Genomic DNA, 10,839 nt, shown 5'->3' on the forward strand with positions numbered 1-10,839 from the left:
CGCGGCAGGGGCCGGTGGCGCCACGGAAAGGGCCACCACGGCGCGCGGGGCGGCAAGAGGGGCATCCGGCTGGGGAGGCACGGAAACGGCGGCGGCGTGAACCGGCAGCGCCAGCAGGGCCAGCCACAGCAGCGCGATCATCCGGAACCGGGCAATGGGCATTGCGCCGATGCATCGGGCCGGTCGGGCAACTCGGATGAAGGCGGTACGCCGGTCCGGGGGGCTGTCGGAAGGGACGCATGGTGGAACGATCACGGTGCGCATGCGGCCTCCCTGCTGTCTTGCCGGGGCTTTGCTGCGGCCTGTTGCTGCCACGCAGTGCCATATGTTGCGGTGGGGTAGGGGCGACAGGCGCGGTGCGTGGGCGTGCTTGGCGGGGAATCCGGCGGTGAAGCGCCAAAAAGAGTGGCCCGGCACGGGAAACCTGTCGATTTCGTCACTGTTGCAGGGCCGCGTGGAAATGGCAAGTGAAGGCCGTGCCTAAACCGCCCCTTTTGTCCATGGCGGGCCACGACGCAGGGCGGCAGAAGCGGGCAGCCGTGACCTGTGGCGTCCTGTCGTGCACGCCGTGGCCTGGCAAGGGCGAGGACGGGGCAGGAACAGGGTGGGTGCGGGCCGGGTGGTGAAGGGGCGGTGCGGGGCGTGTCAGCGTTGCAGCGGCAGGGGGCGCCACCAGAAGTCGGTGCCCGGCAGGCCCGTGTAGCCGATGCGCTGATAGAACTTGGTCAGACTGACCAGCGACCGCTTGGGATCCACCCCGATGCACTGCGGGCCGATGAGGGCCAGGTCCTCCGGGCGCAGCCAGTCCAGGCAGAACTGCAAGGGGCACGGGCGCAGCAGCGACGCGCCGCAGTCGGCATGCAGCCATGAACGCTCCAGCATCTGGCGGGCCAGGCCGTAACCCCGGTAGGCAGGGGCCACCAGCAGCACATCAACGTACGAAATGGGCGCGTCGTGGGTGGCGGCCATGGCGAAGCGCACGGCATCCACGGCCTCGCACAGGTCGTCGTGGTTCAGCCCGGCCAGCGCGGCCACGCCTTCAAGGTTATGGTATTCAAGGACAAAACCCCGAAGTCGCCCCACCACGCGCCCGTTGTGCAGTGCGTCGATGGTGTAGGGATGGATTTCCGGATCGGCAACGGGTTCTACGGTCAGGTGGGTTACGCAGCTTGCGTGTGTCGGGTGCATGGGGAGGGTGGTTTTGGTTGCGGGCGGCGGATGCCGCGCGGTTTCGGCGTATCAGAGCGCGGCCCGGCCCGCAACAGCAGGATGAAGGCAGGACGGTTGCGGATGCGCGCGGGCGCGAATCGGCGGAAAGAATCGGGGGGAGTCGGTGGGGGGGGGGACAGCGGGGGGGGCAGGTGATGCTGCCGCACCAAAACGAACGCGCCGGGCAGGCCCGGCGCGTATGGATGCGGATTGAAAGGCGGCGCTCCTAGAACACGCGCTTGGCCCCGGCCCACTGGTTGCACCATGGCTTGGCGTTCAGCTTGGAGATGACGACGCCGTCGGATGAACTGCTGTGGATGAACTTGCCGTCCTCCAGATAGATACCCACGTGGTGGATGCGGCGCTTCTTGTTGCGCTTGAAGAACACCAGATCGCCGGTTTGCAGCTGTTCGCGGCGGATGGTGCGCCCTTCCAGGAACTGCGACTGCGAGGTGCGCGGCAGATCCACGCCCACGTTCTCGTACACCCAGCCGGTAAAGCCGGAACAGTCGAACCCGGTTTCGCCCGAACCACCCCGGCGATAACGGGTGCCCAGCTTGGACATGGCCACGTTGACCAGGCGCATGCGGGCGTCGATGGCGCTCATGTCGTCGTCGGCTTCTTCGGCCTTGGGGTGATGGTCGCCGGATTCATCCATGGCTGCCAGGGCGTCATCCAGTTCGGCAATGTCGCTGAGAACGCCGTCGGCCATGGTGTCGTCGCCGTCTTCCTCGTCCTCGGAAAACCCGGAATCGGAGCCGTCGGCATGGGCGGACGCCTCGTACCGGGACATGATCTCGCAGGATGCCCCGGCTCCCTCGTTGGCGGGGGATTCTGCCGTTGCGGCGGGCTGGTCCGCGCCCTGCGCGATCCTGTCGGCCTGGCCGGGCTGCGAAGGCTGGCGGACACAGGCGGGACCGGCCAGGGTCAGGGCGAGCAGTAGCGGCAAAAGGCGGGCGCAGGCGCTGAAGAGCGGCGACAGTCCGTGTTTTGTCGTCATGTGCATGGCGGCTTCGGGGTGTTGGCGGTGTTGGTGGCTGGGGAGGCGAATGCGCCGTGCGCGGCGGCATGCCCTGCATTGCTGGGGCCTGCGGCCAACCGGCGTTCTTTGGAACAGGATCAGGTCAGGTACAAATGCGCGGCTGCGTGACACGTGTGTCTCATGCCGACGTTTCCTTGGTGCCAAGAAAACGACGTTTTGGCAACCCGCTCGTGACTGGGGGCGCAAGATGCTGGCTGTATGCTGGAGAATTGTTGAATAAAAACAGTGGGAAGCGTTGGTGGCGGGCGTGCGGGTGGCGACAATATGTATCTGGTCAGCTTCTGGCGCTTGAGCCGCGACGACGCCCAGCGGGCGCGCATCGTGGGCCAGTTGCGGAAGACGGAAAGGAAACAGCCCGGCGCGGACCATTAGGTCGCACCGGGCGGATACAAGGGGCGGTGGGGCCTGCCACCCGCAAAAGCGGAAACCCCACAAGGCGCTCCGGGCCATGGCCCGTGCTACGGCAGGCAGAATATCACCGTGTCGCGCCCGTCTTGTGCCGAGGAGACTAGCCATGATCGAAACAGAGATCAACTTCGACGGCCTGGAACACGGGCTTACCCGCCTTGCGGAACCGGGCCGGGACATGACGCCCGTAACCCGGCAACTGGCGGGCGTGCTGGCCGACGCGCCGGAGCGGGCCTTTGCCGGGCAGCGCGACCCTGTCACCGGCAACGCATGGCACCCGCTGTCGCCGGTCACCATTGGCCGCCGCGCCAGGGCCGGGCATGATGGCCCCATCCTTCAGGTGCGCGGCCAGCTTGCGGGCAGCCTGCACACGGACTACGGCCCGGACCACGCCACCGTGGGCACCAACGTGCCCTATGCCCCCACCCACCAATTCGGCGCGAAGAAAGGCGCGTTCGGCACCACCAGGCGCGGCGGCCCCATCCCGTGGGGCGACATCCCGGCCCGGCGGTTTCTGGGCGTGGGGCCGGAGGACGAGGAGGAAATTCGGGGGGCGAGAAGGGCGCTGGTGGGGGCGTAAAAGGAACGGAGGGGTGTTTGGAGAATAGGGCTATTTTATTGTGGCTAACGGTATGCTAACGCCCCTATGAGCCGTGTGGGCAGTCGCCCGGCTGCCGTGTCCAACCGTTGGAGGGGGAACGCGATGCGGGTGAAAGCAGGCTACTATACCGTGCCCCTTTCCGCGGGCGGCGGTGCGTCCAGCCTTCCGGGCCTACCCGGCGGGCTGAACGTCCAGCTTCTGCCGGACGGCAGCCTTGCCGCGCCCGATGGTCGCCCCGCCTCCATGGCCAAGGGCGCGCTGGCAGCGCGGTGTCTTGATGCAGGCGTCGCCGTCGTGTCAAACGGCGCGCGCGTGCAACCGCCTGCCCTGTCAATCCTGCCCACAGGCCAGTGCACGACGGAAAAAGGGCTTGTGGCGGTAACCACAAGCCCTTCGACCATTCTGGTCGGGATGAGAGGATTCGAACCTCCGGCCTCAGCGTCCCGAACGCTGCGCTCTAGCCAAGCTGAGCCACATCCCGTCGAGGAAGAGGTGTTTAGCGCGAGTGGATGGGAATGGCAAGCGTTTTTATGGACGGTTGTCAAAAAGAGTGCGTTCACCTATTGTACATACGGCCAAGTTTACAGGCGGCTTTGCGGTTCAGAGGCACGCTGCGCGGGCGCATCGTCCCGCACGGGGCATCCTGGGCCGAGTCATTCCGCAACGCGTTGACCCGGTCGCGTCGCCCCGCTTTTGCCGCCCCCGGCCTGTCGTCACGGACCATGTCGTTCCCGGCCTTTTCGCCCGGAGCATGTTCTTTCGGATGGTACGCCGGGCATCGCCTGCCAGCCTGGCCCACGGTACGGAGAGCCACTGCACATCGCACGCGAGTTCCGGGGCCGGAACACTCGTTCCGGCAGAGGGAGGAACCCGACGCCCGGACGTTCTTTAGGAGACTCGAGTGATCACGGTTGTCGTTGTCGATGATTCCGCCTTCATGCGCAAGGCGCTTTCCAGCATGCTCGAAAAAGACCCCGAAATCAGCGTGGTGGCCGTGGGCCGCGACGGTGAGGAAGGGCTTGAACTGGTGCGCAAGCACAACCCCGACGTGGTGACCCTGGACATCGAAATGCCGCGCATGGACGGGTTGACCGCGCTGCGCCGCATCATGATGGAAATGCCGCGCCCGGTGCTGATGGTCAGTTCGCTGACCACCGAAGGGGCGGAATCCACCCTGAAGGCCCTGGAGCTGGGCGCCGTGGACTTCATTCCCAAGCAGTTGTCCAAGGTTTCGCTCGATATCGTGCGCATAGAGGATGAACTGCGCGAGAAGGTGAAGGAAATTTCGCGCCGCAAGTTCCTGCGCACTCCCCGTTCGTTGCGCGCCCCCCGCCCCGTGGGCGACGGGGGCGCTTTCACCTCTTCTTCCCCGGGGGCCGGGGGAACCGGGGGCGGGGCATCCGGCGGCGAAGGTTCGCGCCCGGTGCTTACCCCGCGCGCGGGGCGTCCGGTACGCGACATCGTGGCCATCGGCGTTTCCACCGGCGGGCCGCCCGCCGTGCAGAAGGTGCTGTCGCGGTTTCCGGCGGATTTTCCCGCCAGCATCCTCATCGCCCAGCACATGCCCGCCGCGTTCACCGGGCCTTTCGCCAAGCGGCTGGACGGCGTGTGCAACATCACGGTGAAGGAGGCGGAAAACGGAGAACGCCTGCGCCCCGGCACCGCGTACATCGCGCCCGGCGGCAAGCACTTGCGGGTGGACCAGAAGATCAGCATGGTAGAGGTGGTGGTTACCCCCGAACCGGCGGACGCGCTGTACAAGCCTTCGGCCAACGTGCTCATCGAGTCGGTGGCGCAGGCCATGGGCCGCCGCACCCTGGGGGTCATCCTTACCGGCATGGGCAGCGACGGCCTTGAAGGCGTGCGCGTGCTGAAACAGAAGGGCGGAAGGGCGTTGGCGCAGAGCGACGCCACCTGCGTGGTCTACGGCATGCCCAAGGCCATCGTGGATGCGGGTCTGGCCGATGAAATCATAGACATAGATGACATGGCCTCTGCCATAATGGCGGGGCTGTACAAGTAGCCGGGCAGGGCACCGCGCGGGCGCAGTGTCGCAGGATGTCCGTTGGGTACGGCCCGAACGCCACCGGACAATGCCGGGTGCGCCGGGTGCCGGAACAGGACGGAAAGGCCGCAGGGCGGCGCCGGGTCAGCCAATAAGGCCAGCCATTTCACGGAAGGACGGGAGTATGTCCGAACAGCAGATCATCGAGCAACTCCAGGGCGACGACGTCGAGGCAATCCGCGAGGCGGCCTATGCCGCCGGGAACCTTCGGCTGGAAAGCGCCGTACCGCATCTGGTGGCGCGCATTCAAAGCCACAACATCGGGGTGCAGGAAGCGGCAGACCGGGCCCTGCGCAAGATCGGCGGGGTTGCCGCCGTGCGCGGGGTGCTGCCCCTGTTGCGGTCGGACGATGCGCCCATCCGCAACATATCCATGGACGTGCTGCGCGAGATCGGGGCCGACGACTTCGATTCGCTGAAGCAGCTGCTGCATGACGACGACCCCGACATGCGCATTTTCGCGTCCGACATCCTCGGCACCTCGGGAAGCATCCTCGCGGTGCCTTCGCTGTGCGAGGCGCTGCTGCGCGACCCGGAGGTCAACGTGCGCTACCAGGCCGCCGTCAGCCTGGGCACCCTGGCCTTCTCCGAGGCGGCGGACTGCCTGAACAAGGCCATGATGGACGAGGAATGGGTGCAGTTCTCGGTCATCGAGGCGCTGACCAAGATACGGGCCGAATCGTCGGTCAATGCGCTGGTCAAGGCGCTGGACTCGGCCTCGGACCTGGTGGCGTCCATGATAGTGGATGCCCTGGGCGAGATGGGCAACATCAAGGCCGTGCCGCTGCTGCTCAAACGGCTGGACAAGTCGCCCGGGCCGCTGCGCAACAAGATCGCCAAGGCCATCGTCAACGTACTGGGCGGCAAGTCGCTGTCCCTGCTGGGCGAAAAGGACAGGTTGCGCCTGCGCGACTACCTGCTTGCCGCCATGGACGACGAGGACGAGGACGTGCAGAACGCCGCCATGCGCGGCCTTGCCAGCATCGGCGGGGCAGAGGCGACGGAGGCGGTGCTGAAGGTTGCCGTGGTGCTGGACCCCGACCGCGACCATGAACGGCTGGTGGCCTGCGTGCAGAGCCTGGCCGACATCGGCTTCAACAGCGCGGTGGACCGCCACGTGCGCGGCGATGACGAACACACCCTGCTCATTCTCGTCGAGGCCATTCGGGGCATGCCCAGCCGCCACGGCATCGATGTGTTGCGCGGGGTGTTCTGGGACAAACCGCGCGATGCGCAGCGGGCCATGTCCACGGTGCTGGCCGAACGGTGCGACCCCAGCGACCGCGACTTCTTCATCGACGTGCTGGACCGCCACAACGACGCCCATGTCCTGAAGGCGACGCTGCACTACCTGGGCCGCCGGGCCAAGGCGGTGGAAGCGGGCGACCGCATGCTGGCCCTGCTGGAACACCCCTACGACGACGTGAAGGAAGCCGCACTGGACGCGTGCATCGCCCTGAACAACCCGGCCATGAACGCCCGCTTCCGCGAATCGTTCCGCAGCCCCGACCCGCTGCACCGCATGATGGCCGTGTACGCCATGGGCCGCTTTGACGTGGACGAGAACCTTGCCGAACTCACCGAGGCGCTGGAAGACGAAGTGCCCGACGTGCGCAAGGTGGCGCTGGAGGCGGTGGCCAACGTGTGCCCCTTCACCAGCAGCCGGCTGGAACTGGTGGTGCCCCGGCTGCATGACGAAAACCGCGAGGTGCGCCTGGCCCTCATAGAACTGCTGGGCAACTGCGGCGAAGGCAACGTCTTTCCTTACCTGCTCCAGGCGCTGGACGACCCGGACGACTGGGTGCGGGTGCGGGCCATCGAGGCGCTGGGTTCGCTGAAAGACGCCGATGCCGTGCCGCAACTGGTGGCCCTGACCGAAAACGCCGGGCATCTGGTGCTGCTGAAGGTGGTGGAGGCGCTGGGCGCCATAGGGGGCAACGTCGCGTTTCGGGCGTTGCTGCACCTGATGGAATCGGATGACCCCGAAGTCCAGCAGGCCGCCGAGGCGGCGGCTGCCCGCATCCACGAAGAACAAGGAGTGGATGACTGATGTCCTCGCTGTTTTCCAACTCCATCACGCTGCGCAAGGAACAGAAGATCTCCGACGAGGAGTTCGTGCAACTGCGCGACTTCATCTACCAGCAATGCGGCATCTACATTGCGGAAAACCGCAAGTATCTGGTGGAAAACCGCCTGTCGAACCGCCTCAAGGAACTGAACCTCAAGAGCTTCGGCGAGTACTATTACTTTCTGCGCTACGATGCCAACAAGCGCACCGAGCTCAACCGGCTGTTCGAGGTGGTGACCACCAACGAAACCAGCTTCTACAGAAACCCCCCGCAGTTGCAGATATTTCAGGAACACGTGCTGAAGACCACCCTGAACGAACTGCGCGCCAAGGGGCAGAAGCGGCTGCGCATCTGGTCGGCGGGGTGCTCCACGGGTGAAGAGCCGTACACCATGGCCATCATCCTGCACGAGGTGCTGAAGACCGAGCTTGCCAGCTGGGACATCAAGATCACCGCCAACGACCTGTCAGAGGCTGTGCTTGCCTCGGCCCGGCGGGGCGTCTATTCCGACTACGCCCTGCGCACCACCCCCAAGGAAATCATCGACCGCTACTTCATCAAGGAAGGCACCCAGTTCAAGGTGGACCCCAAGCTGAAGCAGATGGTGAACTTCGGGCAGATCAACCTCAGCGACCGCATGGGGCTGAAGCGGGTGGAGCGATCGCACATCGTGTTCTGCCGCAACGTGATCATCTACTTCGACGACGAGATGAAGAAACAGGTCATCGGCTCGTTCTACGACAACCTGTTGCAGGGCGGTTTTCTGCTCATCGGGCATTCGGAATCGCTGCACAACATCACCCGCGCCTTCAAGCCGGAACACCACACCGGCGCCATCATCTACCGCAAGCTGGAGTGACGGCGGCGGCAAGGGAGACGGCAACGTGACGGAACGCAACCAATCCATGCCCAGCGCGGCGGGCATGGCCGGAACGCCCCCGGTGTGCATGGACGACACGGTTGACATGGACGGCATGGACGCAAAGGACGGTCAATGGGCGCGCGGGTAGTGGCCATCGCCAACCAGAAGGGGGGCGTGGGCAAGACCACCTCCACCCTGACGCTTGGCGCGGCGCTTGCGCGCCGGGGCAAGCGCGTGCTGATCATGGATCTGGATCCGCACGCCAACGCCTCGGTGCACCTCCGGTTTTATCCGGAGGACCTGGACGTGACCATGTACGACCTGTTCATGGTTGACGAGGCGGCCTGGCCCGGCCTGTGGAAGCGCCTGGTGCGCCGCAACGAAGGCCAGGCCTGGGATGTGGCCCCGGCAAGCATCCAGCTTGCCGAGCTGGATGTGGACCTGAAAGGCCGCAAGGGCAAGGGAGCAATACTGCAACAGGCCATCGCGCATGTGCGCGAGGACTACGACTTCATCATCATCGACTGCCCGCCGCATGTGGGCATCCTGCTGGTGAACGCGCTGGTGGCCTGCGATTTGCTTGTCATTCCCATCCAGACGGATTTTCTGGCGCTGCACGGCCTGAAATTGTTGTTCGACACCATTCGGGTGCTCAACAAGGTGCTGCCGCAGCCCATACGGTACCGGGCCCTGGCCACCATGTTCGACCGGCGGGCCAGGGCGTGCAACAGGGTGCTCGAACTGCTGGCGCAGAAGATGGGGCCGAAGATGTTCAACACGGTGGTCGGCATGGATACCCGCTTTCGCGAGGCCAGCGCGCAGGGCCGGGTTATCTACGATCTCGACCCCGACAGCCGGGGGGCGCGTGCCTACGACGCGCTGGCCGAAGAGATGCTGCAATCATGACCCAACGTTCACCCGAGGAGTACTTCCGGCAGCACGATTTCGGCTCGGAAGCGGCCACGGGCGGCGGGGGAGAGTTCACCGCCGCCGAACGGGCCTTCATGCAGAAGTATCTGGGCGTGGAGGAAGGCGACCTCCTGCGGCGCATCGGCATCGATCCCGCCCGTGCGGGCGCGACGGGTGTCGCCGGGGGTGCCGGGCTCGAAGACGAGTCGGAATCGCTGGACGCCCGCCTGCGCAACGAACCGGTCTTGCAGATGGTGGGTTTTTTCCTGGGTGCCCAGGAATTTGCCGTGCCTACAGAGGCCGTGCAGGAAGTGATCAAGTACGCGGCGCCCACGCGCCTGCCCGCTGCCCCGTCGTTCGTGGCGGGCATCGTCAACCTGCGCGGGCGCGTCACGCCGCTGGTGCGGCTGCGCGAATTGCTGGGCGTGCATGATGGCGGCGATGCCGCCGGCAGTGAAGACAAGTTCATTATTGTCTGCCGCAGGCGGGGCCTGCAGATGGGCATGATGATCGAGCGCGTGCATACCATGTACCGGGTGCCGCAACAGGATATCGACTGGGCCATCGAATCGCATCTCGGTATCAGCGTCGACTTCGTGTCCGGCCTGCTCAAGGCCGGAGAGCGCCTGATAAGCATCGTTTCGGTGGACAAGATTCTCGACTGTGTTCTGAAACGCTGAGGAGGCACTCATGAGCAAGCATATATTGATCGTGGACGACTCCAAGACCGTTCGCAACCTGGTTGCCTTCATAATGAAAAAGGAAGGCTTCAAGGTTACCACGGCAGAGGACGGGCTCGACGGTCTGGAGAAACTGTACTCCTCCGAAAACGTCGATCTGATCATTTCCGACGTGAACATGCCGCGCATGGACGGGTTCACCTTCATCAAGACGGTGCGCGAGCAGGATGCCTACCGCGACCTGCCCATCGTGGTGCTGTCCACCGAAGGGCAGGAAAAGGACATCCAGATGGGCATGAGCCTTGGCGCCAATCTGTACATGGTCAAGCCTGCCCAGCCGGAAAAGATGGTCAAGAACATAAAGATGCTGCTCGGTTGACCGATACGATGCAATGTAGAGGGTCTGAATGCGCGGCAATGCGCCGCGCCAAGGTTTTCTGGGGGCCCGGAGAAACCGGCGGATGCGGCCATGCTGCCGCGCCGGTCGGCTTACCGGCTATCGAGCACGGCCACGCCCCGGCCTACCTGAGGTGAGGGTATGAGTCAGGATTTCATGGATCCGGAAATATTCGCCGATTTCATCGTCGAAGCCAAAGAGCACCTCGAGACCATCGAGCCCAACCTGCTCGAACTCGAGAAGGCGCCGGACAATCTCGCGCTGCTGAACGAGATATTCCGCCCCATGCATTCGCTGAAGGGGGCATCCGGCTTTCTGGGGCTGAACCGGATCAACGGCCTTGCGCACCGTGCCGAGAACATCATGGACGAGTTGCGCAAGGGAGACATGACCGTCACCTCCGAGATCATGGACGTCATCCTCTCCGCAACGGACGCGTTGCGCCAGATGGTGGACAACCTTGATACCACCGGCGGGGAGGGCGATGTGGAAACGGAATCCATCATCGCCACCATCGACGCCATCATGGCAGGCGGCGCTCCGCCCGCGGCCCCGCGTCCCGCGCCCGCAGCGCCCGCGCCTGTCCCTGCTCCGGCG

General features: G+C 65.1%; 11 protein-coding genes, 1 tRNA gene and 1 pseudogene. 9 read left to right on the forward strand and 4 right to left on the reverse strand.

Features of this window, described 5'->3' with window-relative positions; all coding sequences use genetic code 11:
• The 3 genes and pseudogenes from FVW20_RS18705 to FVW20_RS18715 form a co-directional block, all read right to left on the reverse strand.
• Positions 1-264: pseudogene (locus tag FVW20_RS18705) on the reverse strand (PQQ-dependent sugar dehydrogenase); the annotation flags it as partial.
• A gap of 381 nt (positions 265-645) precedes the next feature.
• Positions 646-1,188, reverse strand: a complete 543-nt coding sequence (locus FVW20_RS18710) for a GNAT family N-acetyltransferase (RefSeq protein WP_196610745.1) — start codon at positions 1,186-1,188, stop codon at positions 646-648.
• Positions 1,189-1,435: 247 nt separating this feature from the next.
• Complete coding sequence (locus FVW20_RS18715) at positions 1,436-2,209, reverse strand: C40 family peptidase (protein WP_231039260.1); 774 nt, start codon at positions 2,207-2,209, stop codon at positions 1,436-1,438.
• 556 nt (positions 2,210-2,765) lie between these two features.
• Here FVW20_RS18715 and FVW20_RS18720 point away from each other — a divergent pair.
• Positions 2,766-3,239 (forward strand): phage virion morphogenesis protein, encoded by a 474-nt coding sequence (locus FVW20_RS18720; RefSeq protein WP_196610747.1) that lies wholly within the window; start codon positions 2,766-2,768, stop codon positions 3,237-3,239.
• Between the two features lie 424 nt (positions 3,240-3,663).
• Here the strand turns inward: FVW20_RS18720 and FVW20_RS18725 are convergent.
• Positions 3,664-3,741, reverse strand: a tRNA-Pro gene (locus FVW20_RS18725).
• A gap of 420 nt (positions 3,742-4,161) precedes the next feature.
• Between FVW20_RS18725 and FVW20_RS18730 the strand changes: the two genes are divergently transcribed.
• From FVW20_RS18730 to FVW20_RS18760, 8 genes are all read left to right on the forward strand, one after another.
• Complete coding sequence (locus tag FVW20_RS18730; protein WP_196610748.1) at positions 4,162-5,283, forward strand: protein-glutamate methylesterase/protein-glutamine glutaminase; 1,122 nt, start codon at positions 4,162-4,164, stop codon at positions 5,281-5,283.
• A 166-nt stretch (positions 5,284-5,449) separates the two neighbouring features.
• Positions 5,450-7,375: a HEAT repeat domain-containing protein gene (locus tag FVW20_RS18735; RefSeq protein ID WP_196610749.1), complete on the forward strand. Its 1,926-nt coding sequence runs from the start codon at positions 5,450-5,452 to the stop codon at positions 7,373-7,375.
• Complete coding sequence (locus FVW20_RS18740; RefSeq protein ID WP_196610750.1) at positions 7,375-8,253, forward strand: CheR family methyltransferase; 879 nt, start codon at positions 7,375-7,377, stop codon at positions 8,251-8,253. Before FVW20_RS18735 ends, FVW20_RS18740 begins: the two co-directional genes overlap by 1 nt.
• 25 nt (positions 8,254-8,278) lie before the next feature.
• Positions 8,279-8,404 carry a hypothetical protein gene (locus FVW20_RS20025; protein WP_269145851.1) on the forward strand — a complete coding sequence of 42 codons (126 nt, stop codon included), beginning with the start codon at positions 8,279-8,281 and terminating at the stop codon, positions 8,402-8,404.
• Positions 8,389-9,162, forward strand: a complete 774-nt coding sequence (locus tag FVW20_RS18745; protein ID WP_196610751.1) for a ParA family protein — start codon at positions 8,389-8,391, stop codon at positions 9,160-9,162. The genes FVW20_RS20025 and FVW20_RS18745 overlap by 16 nt, the downstream gene beginning before the upstream one ends.
• Positions 9,159-9,845: a chemotaxis protein CheW gene (locus FVW20_RS18750; RefSeq protein ID WP_196610752.1), complete on the forward strand. Its 687-nt coding sequence runs from the start codon at positions 9,159-9,161 to the stop codon at positions 9,843-9,845. The genes FVW20_RS18745 and FVW20_RS18750 overlap by 4 nt, the downstream gene beginning before the upstream one ends.
• 10 nt (positions 9,846-9,855) lie before the next feature.
• Positions 9,856-10,224: a response regulator gene (locus tag FVW20_RS18755; protein WP_196610753.1), complete on the forward strand. Its 369-nt coding sequence runs from the start codon at positions 9,856-9,858 to the stop codon at positions 10,222-10,224.
• Positions 10,225-10,383: 159 nt separating this feature from the next.
• The coding region (locus FVW20_RS18760) for an Hpt domain-containing protein (protein WP_196610754.1) at positions 10,384-10,839 on the forward strand (456 nt) is incomplete at its 3' end.

The sequence above is a fragment of the Nitratidesulfovibrio oxamicus genome (genome assembly GCF_015731765.1).
Taxonomy (GTDB): Bacteria; Desulfobacterota; Desulfovibrionia; order Desulfovibrionales; family Desulfovibrionaceae; genus Cupidesulfovibrio; species Cupidesulfovibrio oxamicus.

Bases quoted from the DNA above. Each gene is read 5' to 3' on its own strand.
- FVW20_RS18750 (WP_196610752.1), top strand. From the start codon at position 9,159: ATGACCCAACGTTCACCCGAGGAGTACTTCCGGCAGCACGATTTCGGC.
- FVW20_RS18715 (WP_231039260.1), bottom strand. From the start codon at position 2,209: ATGACGACAAAACACGGACTGTCGCCGCTCTTCAGCGCCTGCGCCCGC.
- FVW20_RS18735 (WP_196610749.1), top strand. From the start codon at position 5,450: ATGTCCGAACAGCAGATCATCGAGCAACTCCAGGGCGACGACGTCGAG.
- FVW20_RS18755 (WP_196610753.1), top strand. From the start codon at position 9,856: ATGAGCAAGCATATATTGATCGTGGACGACTCCAAGACCGTTCGCAAC.
- FVW20_RS18740 (WP_196610750.1), top strand. From the start codon at position 7,375: ATGTCCTCGCTGTTTTCCAACTCCATCACGCTGCGCAAGGAACAGAAG.
- FVW20_RS18710 (WP_196610745.1), bottom strand. From the start codon at position 1,188: ATGCACCCGACACACGCAAGCTGCGTAACCCACCTGACCGTAGAACCC.
- FVW20_RS18745 (WP_196610751.1), top strand. From the start codon at position 8,389: ATGGGCGCGCGGGTAGTGGCCATCGCCAACCAGAAGGGGGGCGTGGGC.
- FVW20_RS18720 (WP_196610747.1), top strand. From the start codon at position 2,766: ATGATCGAAACAGAGATCAACTTCGACGGCCTGGAACACGGGCTTACC.